We start from the raw sequence: 23,682 nt of genomic DNA on the forward strand, positions 1-23,682 counted from the left end.
GAATCTTTTGCTCCCGATAAAGTACCGTCAAAATCGGCGAAATCAATACACCCACCTCGATCCTATATCGCTGCGATGATCCCTGAAGGCCCGACCAACTCCTTGCTAGCAGGGATCGGCCGCAAGATCTGCGAACGCGTCTTTCCGCAGTAGCGTATCTAGCTGACGGCGTGCGCCGCCGACAAAACTGTCGTCCGTGAAGCCTGTTAACCCGTCAGAAATGGACATCCGTGTGCTGCGGACATCCGTCCTTACCCCTCGTTCCGTCTGTCTCAGAGTCTTACGAGAACCTTCGCTTCGTCAATGCCCTCTCGCACTCGCCTTTCCACTTCGCGCGATCGCTGGCGCGATCGTGCCGCCATGCCGAATACATCCGCCTTGCGCACCAATACGCGGCGATCGTTTCGCACGCTTACATCCTGCCGCTTCAGATCGATGGTGACCGACGTATTGGTTTCGGGAAAAGGAGTCCGCTTGCCAGACAAGGCGAACAGCGTCACCCTGCGCCTCAGCGGATCTAGACGAACGATGTGTTCCTGGTCGATCTCGCCCGAAAGATACGTGGCGCAACCTATGTAGCATCGGAGTATGCCGTCGAGTTCGAGAACGCGTCCGTTGTCGATGATGAGACGGCCGTCTTCGTCAATCGCTCCAAGCCCGCTTTCGGCTGCCCGGAGTGCCGCGTTGACCGTGCGGCTCTGGTCAGCAAGACCGTGGAGATACTCCAGTGCCTGCTCAGCGAACTGCTGCTGACTGCCGAAGTGGTGGCGGATATCGCGAACCATTGACGGACCGAGCCGGGCGGCTGAACGTGATCGGTTAAGGATGTTCAGCGCCTGGTGGACCAACAAATCCTCGCGACACTGTGCTTCCGCCTGAGCAAGAAGGTCATCGCTGATCCCGCCACCTCTGGTAGTATCAAGTGCGCGTGCAAACGACACTCGTTCCCTTACGAGAAGATCATGGAGCTCCGACGGCACCTCGTCGGGGTGGGGCATTCGTCCGCGTTGGGTGGCGAACGCTGCCATCGCATCGATGACGGGAGCAATCCGTTCCTCAAGATTCGGCCGAGTCGGCTTTGATCTGACTGGTCGGTTGCTGCGGTATGCGCTCGTCGAGGCCCTGCGTCCGCGTCGGCGCTCCAGGAGGAAATCTTGCTCCTCCTCGGGTGAACGGAATAGCGCGAAGATCCCAGGTGCTAGCGCGACTGGTTCAACGTCGACGACTTGGCTCAGCAGCGCCTTGAGTTCAGTCTGTTGGAAGTATTTCTGGAATGTCCCTCTAGCCGTAAGGTATCCGTCGCCAAAGGGTTTCAATCCATCCACAGGAACCGCCCCGACCACCATCACCGAGACGATGAGCACGCGCCGCGCGAGACTCCACGCCGCAGCGAGCGCATCCATCCTTTCGAACGGATTCTCGATTACGTTCAGGACGAAACCAATGTTGACGACGTCTGCCTCGCGCCGCTCCTGGTCTGCCGCGAAGTGCGGATCCCATCCATTGGCATCGACCCCAGCGGCAATGAGTGCGCGCAAATCGTCGCCGTGACCGCATCCATAATCGAAGACGGTGACGCCCGCATGGACCAGTCTATGCCTCACGGCCAAGGACATTGGTTGGGAAAGGGTATGGCGGACCATCGCCGTGCGATGACGCTGGACGTCTACACTCATGAAGCCCTGACTTCGTCGCCTACCACCAGCAGACCTGCGGCTGCGAGTCGCTCGGTCCAGGGTCTCTGCCGTCCGATCAGGTGGCTGTTTTTGAAGAGGCCCATTTCCACCAACCGCTTCGTCGTCTCTGCCCATCTCGCCCCCCTCGGGTCCCGATTGCTCACGAGCTGTTCCTTGCGGTGAAGAATTAGGGGGTTGTCGGATCGACTGAAGTCTGAGCTCTTGATTTCGCCAGTTGAGAGGTTCAGCCTTGTCGAACTGATAAGCCGTGGGAACGCCGCGCTATCGAAGTCCTCGTATTCGAGCAAGCCGACGACATCGCCCTGAAGCCGTGCGACGTTCCAGCCCACGGTTCCCGACATAGCTGTCGCCTTCTCGACCAGTGCGCGCGCCTCTGGAGCTAGTTCCGTGATCGCCGTACGATGTACATAGAGCGCCCCGCGGACGAGTTTCCCGGCAGACATCTATTCTCCCGCTTCCTGTCTCACCTCCAGCCACGACTGGATCACCGCGTCGGCCAGTTCCTCCACCTCATCATCCCCGATGAACGGAACCTGCAGATAAATCTTGTCATCGGTGTCCAGCTTAGCGATCAGGTGTCCCTTCCCAAGCAGACGGTCTGCTCCCACTTCCCCGAGAGCGATTCGGGAACTGCCTTCGTCGCCAAGGCGCAGGATCAGCTTGTTGCCCAGGTTTGTTCTCAACTGCATCGTCATCACCTGGTTGTCGGCCCGCTGGTAGACCATGAATAGGTGGAAGCCTGCCGCGCGCGACTTGGTGGCGATCTTATTGATCAGGCCATCGACGACTTTCTTGAACTCGTCATCCTGCATCCAGTTGGCAACCTCATCAAAGAAGATGACGATGCGAGGCATCCTCCGTCCAAGCGGCATTTTCCGATTATATTGATCAACGTTGCGGCAGTTCTCGCGGCTGATCTCGTCATATCGCCGATCCATATCTGCGACCAAGCGCTCGAGGAGTGCCAGGGCCTCGTCCTGCTCATCTATGATCCCGCCCCTCAAATGCGGAAGGCGTCGCGCCCAAGCATAGTCTACTCCGCGCTTAGGGTCGATCAGATGCATTTCCAGTTCATCAGGACTGTTGAGGGCGCAGAGGTCGAGTATGAGGTTAGTGACAAGGATACCTTTGCCGCTCCCGGTCGTCCCCGAGACAAGACTGTGGGGCGCGGCCCGTTCCTGCGAGAGATAGCCGCTGGCAAGGGGCAGGTAGCACAAGCTTCCGTCGTCTTCCTTCTCGCCCAGAAGCGGCGAGGTCTGCTGCCCTTCGACCGGGTCAGATGCGCGCTTCAGCCAAGCATCGGCAAGATGCAGGATAGCACGCGCGGGTCGGCGAAGTCCGATCGCGATCTGGCCGGGCATAGGGGATATCCGCACGATATCGAGGCCGTAGCGGGTCAACAGGTCGGTTCGTTTTCTCTCCAGCCAAGCCACGGTCAGGGTGCGTCCACCCACATAGACGAGGCCAGTGTTCGGCGTGAGCCGCTGCCCCAGTACCGGAGCGTCCATGCCCTCGCCCTGCAGTGCGGCACGGAGTGCGTCGATCTGCGCCGCTAGCCAGGAATTGCCCTCAGCTTCATCGCCTGCGTTTCTGAGGCGATGAAGCACGGAGTTAACCTGCTGACTCCAGGGACCGTTGGGCTCCATTGGGTTGTCGTCAACGGCGTCTTCCGCCAGCAGCGTAGCTCTGTCATCAGACACTGGCCCGTTCGGCTGGAGATCACGTGGTGGAGGCGTGTCATCCCGGGGACTGTCAACGTCCCTGCCACCACTGCGTTGCGGTGCTTCGGGCTGTTTTCCTTCTATCGCCTCGTCGAAGGACGTCGACTGAGGCCAACCGGAGGGCACGTGGACTATCCCGAGTTGCGCGTCATCAGCCAGGCCCCGCAGAGCCTTGGCGGTGTCAGCGCGTGAGAACACCCACTGCGCGAGACGTCGCCGTTCGGCGATAACCTTGGCCTCGTCAGGTAGATGAGGCATCTTCTCGAAGACCGTGTCGAGTTCATGGCTGAATACTATCGAGTGCCCGTCGACAGATATGGGAAAGGAGCCGTCTCGCAGCCCTTCGAGCCACCGATCCTGGGTGATTCCCCCGACCTGATCGAACGGGTCCATGTGCTCGAGAACCATGTCCGCGAGGCGATGCCGCCAGATCGCGGGGTCGAGATTGGCAGATCCCCCTAGCAGGCGTTGGTTGAACGCCGTCCAGGTGGACTCAAGCTGCCCTGCGGAACGCTTACGCTGATCGGAGATACCGTCCTGTCCGACATATTTCGCCTCGGCAACCACAATACGGATTTCCGGTCCGTTCGCACCGACTGCGAAGTCAATGGCGAGGATGTCTGCCATTTCACCGGTCAAATCGAGCCAATCGCGATAGTCGTCGAGGAAGAACCATGCGGTGCGGTTCTCGCGATCAACCTTGAGCAGGCGGTCCAGCTCGCGTTGCGACAGGACGAGGCCAAGGAGTTCGTGCGCGTAGTTCGTCCATTGTGCACCGCGCATGACAACGCCGCCAGAGAGCTGAGCCGCGCGGGTGAACAGCTGATGGCGCAAAGCCGAAAGGTCGTCGGCACCGATGCCTTGGAGCAAAATGCCAACGTCCGCATCGATGCAGTCGCCGAGGTCGCCCTCGGTTATCTCAGTCGAGACGATCACGTTGTGCGTCGATCCCGGCACGCTAAAGTATCGGATGATGCGACGTTGGTCGGTGGCGATCAACCGCCGATCCGCGACGCGATCGAACGTCATGACCCAGTTTCCGAGGCGGTGCGCCTTGCCGAGGATCTGACTGACTTCGCCTGCCTTAAATTCGACTTCCTGAACGGGGAGCCAAGGTTCGGGATTCGTCGCTACGTCCCGCATCATGATCGTGCGGAGCGCGTCGACGTAGATACGGCCTGCCAATGGCTGCCGCGGGGCCGTCAAATAGAGCGCAGATGTGGTGTTGCCTTTCCGGAACGGGCGACGCTTCGACCGAGCGGTAGGGACGAACGTGGCAAAGTCTTCGCTGGACCCGTCATCAAACCCCTTAGTCCATCGCACATTGCTGCTGCGAGCGATCACGTCCTGTAAAAGGACAACATCGTTGGCCTTCTGGGTTTCCTGAGCCAGAGTTTCCGGGCTGAAGATACCTACGCGCAGACGTGATAGGAAGTTGCGGGCGGCCTCGCTGGCAAGGCTCGTATCGATCTCGTGGCTTATGCGGCGGTTCTGCCTTTCGTAAACCTGCCGAAGCCGGATTGGATCGTCGTCGGTGACCACCAGTTCGCACCTGATTTCGCTGTCGTCCTCGACGCGACGTGACAAGCCATTCGCCATTGCCAGTGGGAGATTCTCCGAATCCGCATTGAGAATGACGACCGAGAAGTTGGCGCGCTCATGCGGCCGCAGCTTCAGATACTCATTCGCGACACGGTCGAAGGCCTTGATGGCCGCGTCCGTGGGCTCGTTAGTGACGCCGTGTTGGGATCGGCCGGACAGTGGTTCGAGGAGGCTGTAATCCATCACAGCCTGAGTCTCAGCTACGAGTTGTGCGTCGAGGCCAGGAAGCACGGCGACATCGCCGTAATACGTCCCGCCGAGGGTGGCAATGCGGTCCTCGACAAAGTCCTCAACCCCACTGCGCTGCTCTTGATTGCTAGTGACAACGTCAGTGATTGCACTCGCCAATTGGCGTGCTTTCGCCCCGATCTCGGCGAGCCGCAGCGGGTGCCAAGGGGTCAGTATCGCGGAGGGAGTGTCCCCGTCGATCAAGATGAGACCGATGCGCGCCAGAGGGGCGAGTAGATCTCGGATGCACAGTTCCTGGGGGGCTATCGTCATGACACTGCGAAGCAGGTCGCCGTAGACCTCGGCTTGGATCAGAAGCTCCTCGGCGCCTACTCCGCTGCCACGAAGGAGTGCTTCGATCGCTGCGCCATAGGAGGTAGTGAAGGCGTCGTAAGCGGAACCGAGTTCCTGTCCTTCGGCTGCTGTGATCACACCGCTATCGATGATGGCGGCTAGCGACTGCGGCCAAGTGATGTCGATCCGGTTCTCGTCACGCCCGGGATTGGCGAGCAGGCCCTCGCTTTGTTGGAACGCATCCAACACCGTGCTGCGCTGTGCGAGATCCACCACGCTCGGTGCGGCATTCCGACTCGCTCGATTATGATGGATGCGACCTGAGATGAGGAAGGTTGGCTGTATCGAATCCTGCTTGCGAATTTGGCGCAGATCTATCGAAAGCGACAGGCCGAGCGCTTCTGGCTTCGGCTTCCACGTCATCTGCGCCCGATTGGCGTGGGGCTTGCTCGACCGGCTTTTCCTAAGGGCTTCTAGTTCCTCGGGGGTTACCAGATACGCCTCGAATTCGAATTCCGTTGCGGCCTTGCCACCGCTCGTATTTTCCTCCTTGACGCTCTGCTCCCATTCGCCTTCCCAACAGCGACCGAAGTCGAGGACGGTGTGAGGTGCGAGGAGTTCCGGCAAACCGCGGTAACGGTCCCGGAGATATCGCAGAATGCGCGTATTCTTTTCCGAGGCCCAGAAATCCATCTTTTCGGCGTTCCGGAGCCTAACGAAGAGCACACGTTCCCCACCATCTCCCTCGTATTCGTCCGTTTGCGGAAATGCCCTGTGAGCCAGGCGCAGAAGGCCTTCCCCGAAATCTTGGACGTCAATCGGTGCGCGGAACACCATTCGTTCCCAGCGCTTATAGAGCTTGGGGTCCGTCTGGATTCGCGCCCGGTGCTTGGTAAAAAAATCGTCGACCTGTTCGGATGGCTTGAGGTTATCCTTCGCGAGGTCGGCGAGTAGTTCGTCCTCCGCGGGAGTCAGGGTGTCCGGATACTGCCGCTCGAAGAAAGACTTCGTCTCGCTGCCGAACGGCTGCTTCGGCTTCCGCTTCGCCTCGCTAAAAAATGGTTCGATACAATCCCATCCGAGTTCGGCGACAGCTTGCTGACTGGACGTCCATTGACCGTCATGCACACCACGGTCGGCGACCAGGTCGCTCAGCATGTCGTGCACATCATCGGTGAGTGCGCCATCGGACTTCATGTCGGCAAGGCGCTGGCGAAGTTCGCCCCGGTTGAGAGGATCGCCGTCCTTAGTTCGCAGATAGATCGCGGGCTGGGCTTCTTCGACGATCTTGCGGAAGAAGCGGGAAGCTGTGTCTACGGACTCGGTGATCTTCAGCCGAGGATCTCCACTATCCCTTGGCAAACGTAGCGCAGGGAGCGCCGCGCGGACCGCGTTTTCAGGCGCCATTCCCTTGTCGATCAGATTGTAGACAAAGCTCGAGGCGAATTCGCCGACGGTTTCCGCGTCATGGGCGACATGCGCCTCCAGCATACCCCCGAGGACGTTCGTGAATTTGTCACGAATGTCGTCCGAGCTCCGCTTGAGCGCCTGCGCCGACCAGACAGAAGGCTTTTGCAACAGCCAGGCCTCGTCGATCTTGGAGTTGTGTGCGAGCGTCGGCTCCGTCGCCTTCACCATGTCGGGTGGCACGGTGCATACGGTCAACTTGACGCCTGGGGTGGCGTGGTTCCGGTGCCACGGGGCCGTCTGGTCCGCAATTATCGCAGGAGACACGTCGCCGACGACCAGTCGGGGATGTATGAACACCTCGACGCCTCCGCCGTTCGCGACGGCATCCTTTGCAACCGCTTTTGCGATGGCGCTGGTGACGTCGGCGCGGAGGCCGATGATGCAATAGAAGGCTCGGCCGTTCGATGTGTCACGAATTTCGGCGAGCCGGTGCGCCGCGACCTGGCCGATGAGTTCAAGCGTCGACAAGCTGCGGTGCTCCGTTGTTTGCGGTTTGGGTGCCGTGGAAGGGGTTGATCACGAACGCGCAATCGTCCGACTTCCTGTCGAGGAATCCCAGCACGCGCAGGCGATCTTCCAGTCTGCGTTCGTTCTCCTTCAAGTCCGCAAGCGGTGCGGGCAGTGCACTCGACTTGACGTTGAAGGCGGCGCGGACCTCCTCAGGTCCGATGACGATCCTGTATCTCGTCATCAGTCGATTCAGGAAGTCACCGAACTCCATCGGCATGGTCACGTTCGCCAGCACCAATGCTTCGAGAAATGCGTCGCTCGGCGCGTACCAGGTTCCCGAGCTGCGTTGTGCGCGCAGCATTCCGATATGCTTGGCGTGGTTCGAGAAGGTCGAAGTGATCGAATGGCCCTTGCTGTTCTGTGCCTGCGTCCGCAATTCGGTCAGCTGCTCCTCTGGATCTGGCGTCCGGTCGGGATTCGGCGACCAGCTCGGTTTCCAGAGGAAACGCGCTGCGATGAGATCCATCGCCTCCTTTCCTCCAGCCGCGCTGTCCAGAACCGCCCGCCATTCATCCGATGAGGCGAATGCGTCGATGAACGCTCCGATGGCCTCGACTGGCATGGAGCGGTGGCGCTTGAATTGGTTGGCGGAAAGCTTGCGGATCGGGTTGTTGCCGGGCGCTCCGAGCACGTCGAGGAAGAACGGGGGAATCGCGACATCATCGCCGATGATGTCTTGGGCGCGTTCCAGGATGTAGAGGATCTGCATCAGGCCGCTGACGCGCTCCAAGGGGTCGAGCAGGTTCTCGACTGGGATGTTCTGGAGCGTCAGAAGCGACAGCCAGTCCACGGCGAGGCGGTCGTAGACGGACGAATTCGGCATCGGAAGATAACCGATATGCGCGTCGCTCACCGAGGCGGTATTCGCTCCGCCAAGCCGTCGAGCGAGACGGTTCCAGGGGCTGCTCGCGTCGAGCAGACGCTCCTGCACGAGTTTGCCTAGCTCTTCCCGCGACGCCGATCGGTTCAGCATCAGATAAAGCATCTCTCCGGTGCGGCGCATGAACTTGCGGTCGAGCGAATTCTTGTCGTTAACGTCGGCGAACAACATGTCGGGGCCGAGCGGAAGGATGTGGCGCGACGTCCATCGTTTTGCCGACTGTGCCTCGATCTCGGCGGTTCGCAGCAGTTCGACCGATCTCGCCATCTCGCCGAATGTGTCGAATTCGTTTTGAAGGAAACCAAGCTCGAGACCAGCGTAATCGCGGCTCAGCGTATCAAGCCATGCCTGCCAACGAGCTTTGTCGTCGACGGATTGTCCGTTGGCTATCCGAATGACCTCACGGTCGCGGAAGAGCATGTGCCGCAAGCCGTTGTTGAGCCGAAGCCGATAGGTGATGACTTCATGTTCGCCCGAATCGGCCGGTGAAACCGCAGTGAACACGGCTTCACCCTCCGACTTGCGATGAAAGCATATCTGAAGCGCCTCGACGACGGTGAGCCAAGGGGACTGATCATCGTGGAAGAGCAGCCCCCAGATAGCGTATTCGCACCAGAGCTTCACGCTGGAGAGGTTCTGCGTCTCCGGCACGCGGACGGCACCCGCCGTTAACTGCAGATGCTGGTTTCGGCTTTTCGTCATCAGATTTCGATCCTGCTGGCTTGGACCTCACCTTGGGCGCCTAGCGATAGCATTCGCACCACCTCCGGCCCTGGCTCGTCATCCGAATGCATCGACCGTATGGCCGCAATCGCGACTAGTGCGTAATGCCGGATTTCCTGATGACATTGGCGTGAGAAGCTCGCTGGAAGACTCCCGTTAGCCACGCGCATCAGATATTCAAAGAGAAGAGGGCGCAGATCCAACTGCGGCATCTTCGACTGCCCCCACATCTTGGGGACTGCAACCCCCAATGCAGGTCGGCGGGTCACCGAATCCTTCGACAGTTTTACGGAAAGATTGGTGGAGGATGTCCGATCGACCGCGTCGACTGTGGCTACGCGCCCTGACGGATCGTCAGTCTTGCCGATGGTTCCGGACAGCCACAGATGATTGTCGTCCGTCGCCATCATGCCCGTGAGCGCCCGGTTGAGACCACGCACCAGTTGGCGAGTAAAAGGGTCCGTGACGTCTCGGCTAGCGCTGCCGTTCAGAGCATTGAGCAGTCGCAGGTATTCTCCACCATGATGGAAGATGGTTAGTCGCCAGGGCGTCGCTGCCTCAACGTCTGGGTGGTCGGGCAGCAGGAAGAACGCTCGTCGGCGTTGCGCCTCAAGCCCGCGTCGAAAGTTCTTGATCGCGCTGTCGCCTCCGCCTCCGCCGAGATAGTCGCGCCTGAGCGGATCAAACAGCCTCGTTCCATAAGTCGGCTCCTGGTCGAAAAGCTCGTCATACAGCGTCTTGGGTTCACGTTGGACGAGCATTGCGTCGATCAAATTGTTAGTCTCGAAGCCGATACCTAGCACCTCGAAGATGCCAAAAACGCGGTTCGCACGCCGACGGTCATCCCGAAGGTTACGCCCCATCGCGTTGTTATAGGGGTTCGTGCTGCCGTAGTCATTGGACGCCGCCCGCCGCTTTGCGGTGGCACAGTCGAGCAGCGGACGATCCGCGTTCTTCGAATCCCCGAGAATAATGTTCACGACGAGAGTGAGCAGCTGCCGGATAGGCACGTGCTGATCGTTCGCTGCCGCCAGACGAAGCGATTCTCGAAGGCGGCTACGGAACAAGGACGGCATGCTGTCGCTCGGCATCAGCAGCGACCGGTTGAGCCGGATCGGGCAAGGATTCTCCCCCGTCGTTCCCGCGCAGCCAGTGCATGCGCCATCCCAGTCGGGATGGTCGAGCACCGCATCGAATATCGCATCGACGGTCTCGCTGCTCCAGGTCCTGCTGAGGTTCATTAGCCGTAGCGACAGAGTGTCGTCTGCCTCGCGCTCGCTTCGGAGCATCTCGGTCAGGCATTCGTGGAGGTTTTGGTAACCTGTCGCCTCAGGGCCACCAACGTGCACCGCGTCCCGGAAGTATTTCAGTAGCTGGCCGTCATTGGCGGCGACCAGATAGAGAGCGTCGGTGTTCTCTCCAAGAAGGGCCCCTGCGAAGCTCTGTAGTTCGGCGAGCTTCTCGCTATCGGAGATTTCACTGAGATCACGGATGACGCGCAGCTCGCGTCCATCGGAGCGCGCGATCTTGAGGACGCCCTCCAGCCCGGGCCAACTGCTCAATGCGTCGGGATAGTGGTCCTGCAGATAGCGTCGGATGTGAAAGGTCTTGCCGTCGCCGGCGGTTCCGGTGAGGATCACGTTTCGACCGACACCGGACAACTCGGATTCGATGTCATTGAGACGGGGTGCTTCCGTGCTGATGCTAGCAATGCCATAATCTCGCTCCGCCTGCCGGACATTTTCGTCGCAAAGACTGTCCGAGGCTGCCACAGGCCCGTAGGTGGCGAGGAAGTCGATCAGCCTATTGCGGTCCTGAGCCCCCGTCACAGGTGGCACACTGCGCAGCCGTCCTCTGACTTCGCTGATACCGCTCTCCGGGGCATGCGCTCGACGTCATCCAATGATCGGCCGTCCACCCAGGTATATTTCCGCCCCCGCTTCATCGTCTCGTATGCCTTCGACTTTTCGTAGAGTTCGGGATGCTTCTCCTTGAGCCCCTGCCACTCGCCGATCTGCTGATAGAAGCAGAAGTAGCAGCCCGAACGGCTGCGCCACTCATAGTATTCCGGGAGGCCCAGGCCCGCGCTGTCGAGGATGCGGCCGACCTCGGCGAGGTCAATACCGTCGTCGCGATAGGGATAGACAGGTGTGATGTTCGGGCGTTCGGAGATCACGACGGGTTTCGCTCCCGCGGTGCCGCTGCCCAAATAACCAGAGCGGTTTTCGTCCGCCCTGATGCCTATGTAAGAATAGGCCCTGTCCGTTCCGACGAACTTTTCGAATGGCGCAATCTTCATGATGCGTGTGCACCACCGCGCGCGCGGGCTAGGGAGGAATCCTGCAAAATGCTCGTAGAGTGCGATGTCGAAAGCGGTTCGACCCGGCTTTTCGGCGACGTCAAACAGGTCGAGGGCCGAAACCCGATTGATCTCGATTCCGAGCACGTTTTCAAGACGGTCGAGATAGTCGTAGGTTTCGGGCAGTTCAACGCCAGTGTCCGAGAACACGTATTCGAACCGAATCTCGGGGTTGCGCTGACGCAGATAGACAGCGAGCGCAGATGAGTCCTTCCCGCCGGACACCGGAACGATGTGCCGAGCCTGATCATCGGCCAATGCGTCGTCGATGTGAGCAACAGTTGCAGTCATGCTCGCCCCCCGTTTTTTCTGATACCTGGTCCGGAATGTGCAGGTAGATCATCCATTTGTGCAAGCAGATTGGTGAGATCTGAAAGCCGCGCCTCGATGATCGGCCTCAATTCGTTCTGCGGATTTGACGTGTCGATGGCGGCAGTCTCGATCCGCTCCCGCGCTTCGCGGAGCGCGGCGCGGAACTGCGGCGCCGTGCGATCATCCCACTTGTCCAGCCCACACTGCAGCAGGATCGAACTCAAGGCGGTCGCGAACGATTTCGGCGAGAAGCGCTCGTTCGCCGTCTCGACAGCCTTGCGCAAGACGGCCTTGTCGCTGATGCGAAGATCTGCGCGCTGTTCCATCGCGCGACTATCAAAGCAGGCGGCCCAATTCTTCACCGCTGACAAAAGGTCATCGCCGCCACCTTCGATGCGAAAGGCTTCGGCCAGAACAGACATGGCTTCGGTGGCATACTGTTCCGATAGTCCGTCGATGCATTTACGCGCACGTTCGACCTTCGGGATGATCGTCATGTCGCCCTTCGCGGCGCCAAACGCTGCAGGGATATGGTGGAAGATCATTTCGACCGGATCTCCACCGGCATCGATCGCCCGCAGAAGTGCCTTGGCGGGCGCGTCCAGCTTCTGCGTCCGCCGCGAGCCCTCCGGCACGCCCGCCCGCCATTGGCCGATGGCGTCGTACGCCGCCCGGATAAGTTCGTCCTCGGCGCCGGGCTGTTCGTGGGTAAAGGCGTAGGACAGCTCACGCAGATAGTTGATAACCTTCAGGTCGGTCGCTTCGACTCTAATCGCGACGGCGTCCGAGTTCATGACGAGTTGGTCGAACTGGAAGCCCAGCACGTCGGGAAGGTAGATACCATCGATGTAGAGCGCGACGGCGCGCGCGAAGGCGCGGTAGCCTGCCGCGATGATGAGCGGCATCACCGCGCGCGGCACGCCGTAGTTAGGCGCAGCAAGCCGCTTTACCAGGGCGGATAGGGGCTTGCCACGAGAGTCTGTCGGCTCGCGAAGGAACACGGCGATCTCGGTCCACACTGCGGATAGGCCCTCGTCGCTGATTTCTTCCAGATGCGCGAAGCCCCAACCGATGCCGTCGAACCGGTGCAATCCGGTGCGCTCAAGGACAGTGCGGTAGATAGACGCCTCAGCTCCCTTGTCGTCGGCCGCGTAGCCGAGTCCTTCCCGCTCGGCATGCTCGAGAATTGCGCCGACCACGCGAACACGAGCGGTCTGCATCGTTCGTGAAGCGACGTCGCGCATAAGCTGTTCGTTGGCGATGCGTGGGGTCAGACGATACCAGCGGTCTAGCAGCGACGAAGCTGCGATCGAACCGGGGCGGTCCCCGGACACGTCGAGCTGTTTGCCCTCGGACCACCAGATTGCCGCCGAAGCCCTCGGATCGAGCAGCGAGCGCAGGAGGGTGGCGAGGTGCTCGAAGGCGACCGACTGCAGTTCGTCCAACTCGGTCGTGACCATCGGGTCGCTGGCAATGAACTCCCGGTCCTCCCGCAGTGCCTCTAGGGCCATGATCTCGACCGCAGCGCTTTCGACGTCGACGGGAAGCACGGGAATTACAAGGATGCGCCCGACTTTGATATCATCACCCGCGGCCACGGTTGCCGCCTCAATGTCGGACACGCTGCGGGCGAGTACGTATTCGATGTGGCAACCATCACCCGATCGCTGCGAGGTTGTGATCGCCCCTGGCTCGACATATGCGCCGTCGAAGAAGCGGTTGACCCCGTGACGCGCGTTGTGTCCGGGCGCGCGCAGGCTGGGCGCTGGGAAGCGATCGTCGAGGAACTGCTTCAGGTCGAACCCGTAGGCCTGCTTTTCCCGCTCCTCCCGCACCCTGATGGCGACGTCAATATCCGCTCCGTGCCAAACCGCGACGTCGTCGTTGTTGCGACGCCAGAGGAGCAGCTTTGCGTCTATGAGTGCGGATACGGCGCAGGTAACGGCGGCCGGCTTAACTCCCGGTCGCAAGACGGCCAACTCTAGGACGTCGCGCGGAAGGCGACGCCGCTCACCGCTGGTGCCGAGCTGGAGCAGACAGGCCGCGGCGAGAGCTTCACGCTGGAGCTCGTCTGATGCGCGTGAACGCGCGCTCTCGGTTTCAACCCAGCGCCGGTATGCGCCACCGATGCCAACGTCGCCGCGCAGCGCATCGGAGAATGCAGTGTAGATTTGCTCGACGCCCACTGTCGACGACAGGTCCGTCTCGCGAAGAAAGCTGAACAGACTGCGCTCGTGCTGTCCAACCCGTGCAGCGAGGATAGGTAGGATCTGCAGAGCTCCTGCCGTCAATGGCCGCGCGTCGCTTATTGTCTCGGCGATCACCGCCTCGTCCGACATTCCGTCGAACCACCGCGCTTCCCGAGCTCGATCGATGGTCTCGGCCGTTACCTTGCCTTTGGGCTGGCTGGGACGCAGATCGGCGACCACCTGTCCGATCAGCCGGTATATTTCTTGGCTATCCTCGATCATGCGAACGACGGCGAAACGACCCTCGACTTTACGCCACTCACTGCGGGTCGTCTCGTTGAGCCTGGAAGCATAGGACAGCAGGTTCTGGTGGAGCAGCAAGGTCAGGCTCATTGTCGGCCCGCTCGCGCGGGCCACACGCTCGGCGAGCCGCTGCAGCGTATCGAGCTCGTCCGGTCGGCCGCTACCAACGATTCCTTCGAGATGCCGACCGAACTCGTCCCAGATGATCGCCACGTGGTCCCATCCGCCGCTTCGCATGGCTTTTCCGAAGCCGTCCACGGTCTGCGGCTTGGATGCCATCCCGAGTCCCTCGGCTATAGCCGCGAGTGGATCCGTGACATGACCCGATAGAGTGATGACGAGACCGCGGCGCTCCGCTTCGAGCCGCTCGGCCAGTATGCCGTGCAGGCTTATGTCCAGTTCCTCGAACGCGCGAAGCAATCCGCTAACGACGGCGCTGTCTGAGGTCTCGTTACGCACGGCGAGTGCGGCGACGCCGGCAGCTAGGCTCTTTCCACTCCCGTAAGGGGCGATGACCATGGTCGCAGCGCCTTGTGTCAAGACTGCGGATAGGACAGCCGTTGCGCGTTGTGTAGGTCGATAGTGTGCGAACCGCTCGGGCTGACTGAGATCCTCGACAAGGCTCATCGACCGGAAGAAGTCGTCGCGGATCATGCCGCAGTCCTCGTCGCCCGGCTCTTGACGCGCGCGTAGAGCTCGGCGAGCCATGCGTCGGGATCGCGCGGGGAGACGACTAGATGCCGTTCGCCTGCGGACGTCTCGACCCCGACTCTGCCGGACCATCGTTCCCCTCCGATTTTTCCAACCATCTCCTCGATAGCATCAAAACCCATGCACAATATGCGGCCCGGGCCGCCCCGAACCGAAGCGAGCTCGCGCAGCGACAAGGCCGATTTGTCTAAGTCTCCGCTGAGGATAGAGGCGCTCGCCAAAAATGCCTCAACCGGAACGGCGTGGGGATTGCGCGTACGTTCAAAACGATTGACAGCGTCGTGGCGAATGATGAGGCCAAGCTCGCGTAGCGGGCAGGCGCCAACGTCGGCAGGATCGACCACATCCACGCCGGGGCGGGCGGCATACGAGCCGACGAGACACGCGATCTCGCGCTGCGCCGCACCGGGGGTAGCGGGGCGAATGGCGTGGCTGCGTGTGAACTGCAGGAATGCGTCGGTGCACGCTACGCGGTCGAAGATCCGGTCCGTGTGGTCGTTGAAAAACCACGACCACACGGTACCTTCCCGGCGTGCGAGGGCAAGATGCAGGAACCACCACGTTCCGGGCAGCTCGAAATACGGGTCATGTTCCAGGATCAATGCATTAAGGGGGCTGGGTTCGATGGCGCTCCGCCTTCCTTCCCGGGGGGCACCAATCCCAGTCATGTCGAGCCAGTAGCCAAGCGAGTCTACCATCTTAGACCCAAGGCCCAGATCGTCGGCGGTCACAGCGTTCGCTACGAAAGACCCTTCGTCCCTCAAGCGTGATGCTCCCTTGGGCAGCCAGCCATATCTCACCGGGAAGGTGGCGTGGCCACCATATTGGAAGCGGATCAGATTGCTCATTCGAACATACTCATCGTGCGGGTGAGACGTGCTATTGTGGCGACCACGGTGTCGATCTCCTCAATGGTGTTGAGGGGCGACACGGCGAAGCGGATTGTGGAGAACGCCTCCGCTTCGGTCATTCCCATCGCTAGCAGGACATGTGAAGGGGTCGGCCTCATACTCGAGCAGGCGGATCCCTGCGAGACCATGATGCCCTCGGCATCGAGTTGCGCGACCATAGCCATACCGTCAATGCCGGTGAATGTAACGCTGCTCGTATTCGGCAGGCGCTCGGCCTTCGCGCCGTTCACCCTAGCGTTCGGGACCCGTTCGACTAGCTGCTGCTCCAATCGGTCGCGCAGCTTCCGCATGCGATTTACATCCACGAGAAAGGTGGAAGCCCGCGCTGAACACGCTGCGGATAGGCCAGCGATCAATGCGACGGGTTCGGTGCCTGCGCGTCGACCGCGCTGCTGATCTCCACCGTGGACCAGCGGACCAATGCGGTCTTCTCCCATCTTAGTGATTATCGCGCCAATACCCATTGGAGCGTGAAGTTTATGCCCGGATATTGACACAACATCGGGGGCTCCGCGCCCCACCCCGACCGAAATCTTGCCGAAGGCTTGCGCTGCATCTGAATGAAATAGAATGCCCGTACGGCCTTCCAGAAGGTCGGCGATCGCTGCAATGGGCTGCATCACCCCCGTTTCGCTATTCGCCGACTGGATGGATAGAACAACTGGTCTGTCCACACACGCCAAGGTCGTCTCCAGATCGTCGAGACGAATCACTCCATCGGCGTCAACGCCGATCACCGAGACACTGACGCCCTGGCTGGAAAGCGCGCGCGCTGTCGCCAGCACCGATGGATGCTCGACTTCAGTCGTCACCAGCGTGGCACCCATCGTGACGGCCGCATGCAGAACCGTGTTGTTGGCTTCAGTGCATCCAGATGTGAAGGTCACCGTCTCGTCAGACGATCCATTGACCAGCGAGCTTACGGCATCGCAAGCATCAGTGACGATCCCGCGTGCTATCGCACCTCCATGGTGAGTGCTGGACGGGTTCCCCGCCTCCCGCAGCGCCGCGGTCACTGCCTCGATGACTACGCCAGTCGTTGTTGTATTAGCATTCGCGTCAATATTGATCACGCGATTACTGTGATCGACGCAGGAATTATCTTTCGTATTCAATTCAAACATTTCAACCCGCATCGGAAATTTATGACTCAAAACAGTATATGAGACAAATGCCATTAGGCAAAGCAAGCTGTCGCGATCGCCTGAATTTTTCCACATTAGCGCATGTGTCTTTTTTGTTCCATCCATGACGGCGTCCGTTGCAACAAGTATGCTGCTTGATCGCCCAGATGGCCCATAGTTTTCGGCTCGGAGTAAATAACCGGCCCGCGACGTTCGCGTAGCTGCTTCCTGGGATAGCGACTTCTAACGTCAGCTGTCCCCGGGTCGCTTTTCACAACCTACCGTTCCGGACCGTCCACCGAAGCGTCATTCCGGCGCGAGCGCGGCGCCGATTCAAAAGGAGAAAGCATCGTTAGACGGCGGCGTGTGGCGCACTGGCGGTCACGCCCGATGAAGATGAGCACCACGCTTTACACAATTGCACCACGACAATCGCGCTGGGGGGCTTTATTCGGAAAGCTTCGTGAGCATCGCAGCAAGGTTCGTCCAGCTTCACTCAACGACCAAACCGGCTTGATGGCTCTCGGTTTCGTCTGACGAAGCGGAGAGCACAATTGATGGGGGGCTATATCTTAAAATAACATATATGATGAATAAATATTCTTTATCTGCCAAATATGACTTAAATTCTGTGCGCCGTTTCCATCTCAGCGGTATCGAAAGCGGCCTCATAATCGCGCGCCAGCGCGCCAGAAACGCCAACCTGTCTGAAGGCTTCCCGCCATCCGTCTGAAATGCGCTGCGCCATTGTCCGGATGATATCCCGTGCCTCGGTCTCGGCAATCTCGAAAAATTCACAGGCTTCCAGGGCAAGATTGATCGACCGATCATGAGCCCCGCCCTCGAGGATCGCCGTCTCAAGATGCGGGTTGCGGTCCGGTGCCGGATTCACGTCGAATACCGGCGACAAGCGCCACTGACCCGCCCCCACATAGAGGAAGCCGTGGTTCTTGAGATGATCATCCTTGTTGGACACGAGGATCGTGAAGATCAGACGCCGATAGAGTTCACGGAAATCGTCGGAAGGATCGGGTGAATAAGCCCGCATGAAATCGACGATCTCCGTATAGGAGCCCAGCTCCACCCCCGTCTTGCCGAGTGCGGTGCGCGCGGAGATGTAGGGAATCCGTGCGGCCCCACGCCGGTCGAACCGCTGGATCAGCGCGACCGGGAACGGCGTGTCGGCCAGTTCCAACCGTGTCTCGGGCGTGCGGATACCGCAGGCTGCCGCCAGGCGGAGGGTCGCGACCTCGACGCGCTCGATCGGCTGTTGATCGTGGACCGAGGTGAACTTCGCCAGCCACAGCGCATCGCCGTCCCTGACATTGGCTTTGGGACGAGCGCCGCCGGAGCCGCCGGCGCCGGCGAGCGCCTGCATATCCTCGGGCGACATTTCCTTGCCTTGCTCATAGGCGCGCGCGATCGCCGTGATGGTTTCGAGATCGACCAGACGCGGGATGGCGTCCGCTGCCTTGCCGCGAATGACCTCGCCCTTTTCATCCAGAAAGCGCAATGCACCTTGCCGGCAGGCATCGTCGGAAAGCGTCAGATACTCGAATTCGTTGAGACCATTGCCGTAGGCGCGTTCGAGCAGCCTTCGTCCCCAACTGTCCGGAGCCGCATCGGCGAAAACGCCCGCCAAAGCGTCGCGCATGTTGCCGGGCTGCCCCGAGGTGTGAAATGGGCCGGCCTCGAGAGGGAAATCGGGCTGTATGGCGAAGGCACGCGGATTCTCGATCCATTCGGCGCCATAGGCGAAGGTCGAGAATTGACGCGACCCGGCATGGGTGAAACGCAACTGGCCCACCGATGTCCGGCCTTCGCCAAGCGCGACATGGGCGACGAAATCGGCCATCAGAAGGAAGCCCCGTCAGGGTCCACAACGTCCTGCCGATCCTGCGTCTCCTCCGTCTGAGCCTTCTGCCTTTTCAGCCTTGCCGCGAAGGAGCGGCCCCTGCGCGGTCCGTGCTCCGCTGCCAGCGCCAGCCCCAGATCGTCCTTGCGGATATCGACCAGGTCAGCGAGCCGCTCCAGAAGGCCCAGCACAACGAGAACGTCGGCAAGCGTTCCGATGGCAACGCCCGGATCACCCCGTTCAAGGCGGGCGATGGAACTTGGCGAGGTTCCCGCACGCACGGCGAGATCCGCCACGGCAATACCACGCCGCAGCCGCGCATTGCGGATATCCTGGCCCAGCCGTTCCAGTGCTGGCTTCGCCTTGGGAGAACCCATCTCAATCATCCATATATGATGCAAAACGCTGATAAACTGATCATATATGACTAATTATCTCCAAGGTCAAGAATTTCAGTCGGTGCCTCCAAGATCACCATCGCCTCGTTTTGGCGATCTGCGACAGGCGGGGCGCGAACTGATGCGCCGATATTCTCGATTTCCTTAGCCATTGGCGGTCAGTGCCTCGAGATAGGGCCGAATGACCGTGGCGACCAATCCTCGCTCGGCCTGGCTGGCAATCTCGCTTGGCGTGGTCTTGCGCTCGCGCAGCGCTTCCTGCAGGCCTTCGATCGCCACCGACAGGCCAATCTTGTTCCGATATCGGAAGCAATCGGCGATCGTCTTTGCGACGCCGAAAACCTTCACGGGCACCCTCTCGACAGGGTGGGTCTCAACCCCCTCCGTCAGGAGACGATCTGTGAAACGCACCAGCCGAATGGGCGTGCCTTCGGGTTTCGGGGACCAGTCCTTCTGACCCACGGCGAGCCAAACTTTCCTTGGCAGCTGATCGGTCAGCCCGTGGAACGCCAGGGCAGAAACGAGGCAAACGACGCCCCTGGGAACCCGTTTGGCCGTCTCTGCGAGACTGTGGTGAACGTCGAGGGGCGCGTCGGAAAGTTGATAAAGTCCGCGCGCGAGTCGATGCACCTCGCCGTCGCGTTCCATGCGGCTCATGGTGGCGGCTGTTACGCCCGCCTCGCGCAGCTCTGCCAGGCGCGAAATTCCGCGCGCGGTCAGCACGCTATGGGCTATCTGGCGTTGAGACATGGATGATGGCACGATACGAAAACTCGGAGCAAAGGAACTCTTATCCGAGGAATTGTATCATTCTGCGTGGATGAAGAAAGGTGCCAGGTAGAAGAGGCTGCCGCTCTACGAAACGCGTTCGCCTCAAACGGACCCCTGAGCCAACAGCGACGACTGCTCACCGGGTCACCTTGTACATCCGCACCGGGAGGGGAAAGCCTTCCCCTGCGTCCGAGCCTTGGTCTCGACCGACCCCTTCTGCGGGGCGGCTGCCCCCAGGGTGTGCGAAAACCGTTCAGCCTGCTCGACACCTATCCCCTTCAATCAAGTGGTTCGCGGTCGAGCGATGAGCGCTCTCTCAGTTCATTTGACCGCCGCGTCGATTTCCGGCTGCATATCCTGCGTCAGTTCGGCCGTGCGGGGCGGCAGTGAGGTGGTGCCGCGAGTGCCGTTCTTCTCGATATCGGCGATCAGGAGCTTCATCTCGGCGATTTCCTTCACCTGGGCTCTGATAATGCCGTCAGCTAGCTCACGCACCCGCGGGTCGCGGATGTCAGCCTTCCGGGCGTTGTTGATCGCAATCGAATGGTGCGGGATCATCGACTTCATAAAATCCACGTCGCCGATCAGCATCTGCTGCCGATTGATCGCCAGCGTGATGACTCCGACCACGATCGCACCGATCAACACTGCAAGCTTTATCGCCTGGCCCTCGTACATCTTCCACATGAAGGCGAGCATGATGACCGCCATCACGCAGCCCATGACGACCGACGAGACGAGCCGGGTCAGGCTGAACGTCGCATGGTCGGCGCTGTAGACGAGCTGGTACATCAGCGGGAACATCACGAGTGTCGAAACGGCGATCATCGCAAAGAAGCGGCTCCATCCCATTTTCATGGTCTCGTGTCCGGACATCTCACGCTCCATAATGCTCTCCTGCTGTTTTTTCTGTCTCTGTGATCCTAGTGACGGTCGTCGTCAGTAGGACGTATGTCAGGCGACGATCATCCAGACGCCCATGGCGACCATCATCAGATTCTCGGTGAGCGATACAAAGCCCAACGGAACGTTTGAATTGCCGCCGACACAGGCGCATTTGAGTTCGCGCTTCTGGACATAGACCGCGTAGAACACCGAGATCGCGCCGATCCCGCCGATCAGCAGCGCAACCGGCACCGACAGCCAGTTGAGCGCATGCGCGGTCATCAGGATGCCGGCGAGAGCCTCGCCGAACGGGTAGAGATAGGCATAGGGCACCCAGCGCTGCGCGAGCAGATCGTAGCCCAGAAACATCGTCGCGAATCCGTCCACGTCGCGCAGCTTTTGGAGCGCGAGCAGGCACATAGTGATCGAGATGAAGAGCTCAGCGCTCATCACGCTGAGCAGAGCGTTTCCCATCAGCCAACTGACGGCGAGCGCCAGCGCCGCGCCCATAACGAAGATCGCGATGACCGGCTTGTAGGTCGTCGCGTCGGGGTCATTGACCGTCTTACCCAGGAAGCGGCGCAAGTCGTCATAGCCGCCCACACGCTCGCCGGCGATAAAGGTCTGCGGTGTCGTTTTGACACCGTGCTGCTGCTTGAACGTGTCGGTTTGCTCGCGTGTTTTCAGCCAGCGATCATCGACCTCGTAGCCTTCGCTTTTTAGCAAATGCACGGTCTTGAGGCCCCAAGGGCAGATATGCTTGTCCATCACCATTCGGTAGACGGTCGCTTCCTTCGCGGCGACCGGATCGGCGGTGGGCTTGTTGCTCATGTCGTTCATCGCTTCACCTTTCCGAACAGATCGACCAACTCGGCGAACTTCTTGCGCTGGGCCAAAGGATCGCCCGAGGCGATCGCTTCGTTGACACAGGAGGCGGCATGGTCAGCTAGCACTTGGTCCTCGACCTTGGCGAGCGCAGCCTTCACAGCCTGAATCTGATGCAGGATGTCGATGCAGTAGCGATCTTGCTCGAGCATCTGCGCGACCCCGCGCACCTGCCCTTCGATCCTGCGCAGGCGATTCAGAACCGCTGTCCTATTCTTTTCCGTCGGCACATCTTATAAATACCCTATCGGGGTATTTGTTCCCTCCAGAGCGGGAATGCACGTACTGACTCGTCTCGGGTATTGTTGACTGAGGTTGGTCTACACAACCGGCTCTAGAGTGACCAATTCTGTATGCCGGCGCCCATCGGACGGGAGGCGAGAATGGGGTTTATTGAAGGCGTGGATCGCAGACAGGAAGCTCTCCTGCCACCCTGCATTGACGACTATATTGCGCGCGAAGCGTTGGTGCGGGTGGTCGATGCCTTTGTCGCCGGTCTCGACTTGGCCGACCTTGGATTCGATCGCGCAGTCAGCGCTGTTACAGGCAGACCTGGCTATCACCCCGCCGACATGCTCCGCCTTTATATCTGGGGTTACCTCAATCAAGTGCGCTCTTCCCGCTTGCTCGAGCGCGCTTGTCACCGTGATCTTGAAGCGCTTTGGCTGATGCGGCGGCTCACGCCGGACTATCGAACAATCGCGGCGTTCCGGCATGACAATCCCGAAGCGATCGTCGCCGCGAGTGCCGCGTTTGTGCATTTCTGCCGGGATCACGGGCTGATCGGCGGTCAAATGGTCGCTCTCGACGGCACGAAGATGCGCGCCGTGGCCAGTCCGAAAAATATTGCGGGAGCCGAGCGGTTGGCGCGGGACCTCGCGCATACCGAACGCGAAATCAGCTATTACCTGGAGCGACTGGACACGATCGACGATCAGGTCGAACAGGGGTTCAGCGACAAGCCCGCTCACCGCGAAGCGTTCAGGGGTGCGGTCGTAGCGTTACAGCGACGTCGAGAGCGTTTGGCCAAGCGTCAGATCGAACTGGAAAAGCGAGAAGAGAAGGTGCTCGTTTTCGGTGAGCCGGACGCCAAGCCGATGGGCTATGGACGGGCTCCGAAGGTGCCTTCCTACAATCTTCAGAGCGTCGTAGATGTCGAGAGCGGCCTGATCGTCCATCACGACGTCTTCAATGACGCGAATGACAGCCATCTTCTCTACCCGATGTCGACGGGTGCTCGGCGCGTACTCGATACCGACGAACTCCATGTCTTGACCGATGGAGGCTATTCCAACGCCGAGGAAGTGGCCCGATGCGAGCGTGACGCCGTCACGGTGTCAGCACCGATCAAGCGCGGTGCGCTGAACAGTGAACACTTCCGGCCCACCGAGTTTGTCTATGACGAAGTCACGGACACCATCTGCTGCCCCGCAGGCGAAACATTGCGGCCGTCGGGAAAGCACACCCGCAACAGGGCAATCCGATACAGGACGTCCGCATGCAAGGTGTGCGCTATAAAATCGCAATGCACTCCAGGTGCCCAGCGCACGATCCATCGCCTGTTCGATCAGGCGGCGCTCGATCGGATGGAAGCCCGCATATATGCCGATCCAGATTTGATGAAAATCAGGCGCTGCACTGTCGAACATCCGTTTGGCACGATCAAACGAATGTCAGGGGGCGGGCGATTCCTGACACGGGGTTTGAGGGCGGTGAAAGCGGAAGCGGCCCTGTCGATCTTGGCGTTCAACGTCCTCCATGCCGTGAATGCCTTCGGACACCGGAAAATGGTCAGCACCGCCTGATCCGCTCGGCACTTTGGGCCGTATCTTCGGAGGGCCGTCGCGAGTTTTT

16 protein-coding genes are annotated in these 23,682 nt (G+C 60.2%); 1 reads left to right on the plus strand and 15 read right to left on the minus strand.

The features are described 5' to 3' along the window. Positions 1-272 precede the first annotated feature (272 nt). From C100_RS43680 to C100_RS43745, 15 genes are all read right to left on the minus strand, one after another. Positions 273-1,676, minus strand: coding sequence for a DNA phosphorothioation-associated putative methyltransferase (locus C100_RS43680; RefSeq protein WP_161633936.1), 1,404 nt, complete (start codon positions 1,674-1,676; stop codon positions 273-275). Then, on the minus strand, positions 1,673-2,140 hold the full coding sequence (locus tag C100_RS48700; RefSeq protein ID WP_024021471.1) for a hypothetical protein: 468 nt from the start codon (positions 2,138-2,140) through the stop codon (positions 1,673-1,675). Before C100_RS48700 ends, C100_RS43680 begins: the two co-directional genes overlap by 4 nt. Continuing rightward, positions 2,141-7,480: an FtsK/SpoIIIE domain-containing protein gene (locus C100_RS43690; protein ID WP_024021472.1), complete on the minus strand. Its 5,340-nt coding sequence runs from the start codon at positions 7,478-7,480 to the stop codon at positions 2,141-2,143. Then, on the minus strand, positions 7,467-9,104 hold the full coding sequence (locus tag C100_RS43695) for a hypothetical protein (RefSeq protein WP_024021473.1): 1,638 nt from the start codon (positions 9,102-9,104) through the stop codon (positions 7,467-7,469). Before C100_RS43695 ends, C100_RS43690 begins: the two co-directional genes overlap by 14 nt. Then, the gene (locus tag C100_RS43700; RefSeq protein ID WP_052028374.1) at positions 9,104-10,954 is read right to left on the minus strand and encodes a hypothetical protein; all 1,851 of its coding nucleotides are present in this window, start codon (positions 10,952-10,954) and stop codon (positions 9,104-9,106) included. Before C100_RS43700 ends, C100_RS43695 begins: the two co-directional genes overlap by 1 nt. Further along, positions 10,951-11,775: a phosphoadenosine phosphosulfate reductase family protein gene (locus C100_RS43705; protein WP_024021475.1), complete on the minus strand. Its 825-nt coding sequence runs from the start codon at positions 11,773-11,775 to the stop codon at positions 10,951-10,953. The genes C100_RS43700 and C100_RS43705 overlap by 4 nt, the downstream gene beginning before the upstream one ends. Next, complete coding sequence (locus tag C100_RS43710; protein WP_052028375.1) at positions 11,772-14,942, minus strand: hypothetical protein; 3,171 nt, start codon at positions 14,940-14,942, stop codon at positions 11,772-11,774. The genes C100_RS43705 and C100_RS43710 overlap by 4 nt, the downstream gene beginning before the upstream one ends. After that, positions 14,939-15,847: a DUF4007 family protein gene (locus C100_RS43715; RefSeq protein ID WP_024021477.1), complete on the minus strand. Its 909-nt coding sequence runs from the start codon at positions 15,845-15,847 to the stop codon at positions 14,939-14,941. The genes C100_RS43710 and C100_RS43715 overlap by 4 nt, the downstream gene beginning before the upstream one ends. Further along, positions 15,844-17,160 (minus strand): cysteine desulfurase family protein, encoded by a 1,317-nt coding sequence (locus C100_RS43720; RefSeq protein ID WP_084625500.1) that lies wholly within the window; start codon positions 17,158-17,160, stop codon positions 15,844-15,846. Before C100_RS43720 ends, C100_RS43715 begins: the two co-directional genes overlap by 4 nt. A gap of 496 nt (positions 17,161-17,656) precedes the next feature. Next, entirely contained in the window at positions 17,657-18,889 is a 1,233-nt protein-coding gene (locus tag C100_RS43725) for a type II toxin-antitoxin system HipA family toxin (protein ID WP_024021479.1), read from the minus strand. Continuing rightward, on the minus strand, positions 18,889-19,266 hold the full coding sequence (locus C100_RS48040) for a helix-turn-helix domain-containing protein (protein WP_080622530.1): 378 nt from the start codon (positions 19,264-19,266) through the stop codon (positions 18,889-18,891). The genes C100_RS43725 and C100_RS48040 overlap by 1 nt, the downstream gene beginning before the upstream one ends. A 165-nt stretch (positions 19,267-19,431) precedes the next feature. Next, positions 19,432-20,010 carry a type IV toxin-antitoxin system AbiEi family antitoxin domain-containing protein gene (locus C100_RS43730; protein ID WP_024021481.1) on the minus strand — a complete coding sequence of 193 codons (579 nt, stop codon included), beginning with the start codon at positions 20,008-20,010 and terminating at the stop codon, positions 19,432-19,434. A 369-nt stretch (positions 20,011-20,379) separates the two neighbouring features. After that, positions 20,380-20,946, minus strand: a complete 567-nt coding sequence (locus tag C100_RS43735; RefSeq protein WP_024021482.1) for a DUF305 domain-containing protein — start codon at positions 20,944-20,946, stop codon at positions 20,380-20,382. A 66-nt stretch (positions 20,947-21,012) separates the two neighbouring features. Then, the gene (locus tag C100_RS43740) at positions 21,013-21,717 is read right to left on the minus strand and encodes a MauE/DoxX family redox-associated membrane protein (RefSeq protein ID WP_442800327.1); all 705 of its coding nucleotides are present in this window, start codon (positions 21,715-21,717) and stop codon (positions 21,013-21,015) included. Between the two features lie 62 nt (positions 21,718-21,779). Further along, positions 21,780-22,058 (minus strand): metal-sensitive transcriptional regulator, encoded by a 279-nt coding sequence (locus C100_RS43745; protein WP_024021484.1) that lies wholly within the window; start codon positions 22,056-22,058, stop codon positions 21,780-21,782. Positions 22,059-22,211: 153 nt separating this feature from the next. Here C100_RS43745 and C100_RS43750 point away from each other — a divergent pair, with 153 nt between their 5' ends. Continuing rightward, complete coding sequence (locus tag C100_RS43750) at positions 22,212-23,633, plus strand: IS1182 family transposase (RefSeq protein ID WP_024021485.1); 1,422 nt, start codon at positions 22,212-22,214, stop codon at positions 23,631-23,633. Positions 23,634-23,682 lie beyond the last annotated feature (49 nt).

It is taken from the genome of Sphingobium sp. C100 (genome assembly GCF_000508185.1).
Taxonomy (GTDB): Bacteria; Pseudomonadota; Alphaproteobacteria; order Sphingomonadales; family Sphingomonadaceae; genus Sphingobium.

Coding starts and splice junctions, on each gene's coding strand:
- C100_RS43680 (WP_161633936.1), bottom strand. CDS start 1,676: ATGAGTGTAGACGTCCAGCGTCATCGCACGGCGATGGTCCGCCATACC.
- C100_RS48700 (WP_024021471.1), bottom strand. CDS start 2,140: ATGTCTGCCGGGAAACTCGTCCGCGGGGCGCTCTATGTACATCGTACG.
- C100_RS43695 (WP_024021473.1), bottom strand. CDS start 9,104: ATGACGAAAAGCCGAAACCAGCATCTGCAGTTAACGGCGGGTGCCGTC.
- C100_RS43705 (WP_024021475.1), bottom strand. CDS start 11,775: ATGACTGCAACTGTTGCTCACATCGACGACGCATTGGCCGATGATCAG.
- C100_RS43710 (WP_052028375.1), bottom strand. CDS start 14,942: ATGATCCGCGACGACTTCTTCCGGTCGATGAGCCTTGTCGAGGATCTC.
- C100_RS43715 (WP_024021477.1), bottom strand. CDS start 15,847: ATGAGCAATCTGATCCGCTTCCAATATGGTGGCCACGCCACCTTCCCG.
- C100_RS43720 (WP_084625500.1), bottom strand. CDS start 17,160: ATGGATGGAACAAAAAAGACACATGCGCTAATGTGGAAAAATTCAGGC.
- C100_RS43725 (WP_024021479.1), bottom strand. CDS start 18,889: ATGGCCGATTTCGTCGCCCATGTCGCGCTTGGCGAAGGCCGGACATCG.
- C100_RS48040 (WP_080622530.1), bottom strand. CDS start 19,266: ATGGGTTCTCCCAAGGCGAAGCCAGCACTGGAACGGCTGGGCCAGGAT.
- C100_RS43735 (WP_024021482.1), bottom strand. CDS start 20,946: ATGGAGCGTGAGATGTCCGGACACGAGACCATGAAAATGGGATGGAGC.
- C100_RS43740 (WP_442800327.1), bottom strand. CDS start 21,717: ATGGTGATGGACAAGCATATCTGCCCTTGGGGCCTCAAGACCGTGCAT.
- C100_RS43750 (WP_024021485.1), top strand. CDS start 22,212: ATGGGGTTTATTGAAGGCGTGGATCGCAGACAGGAAGCTCTCCTGCCA.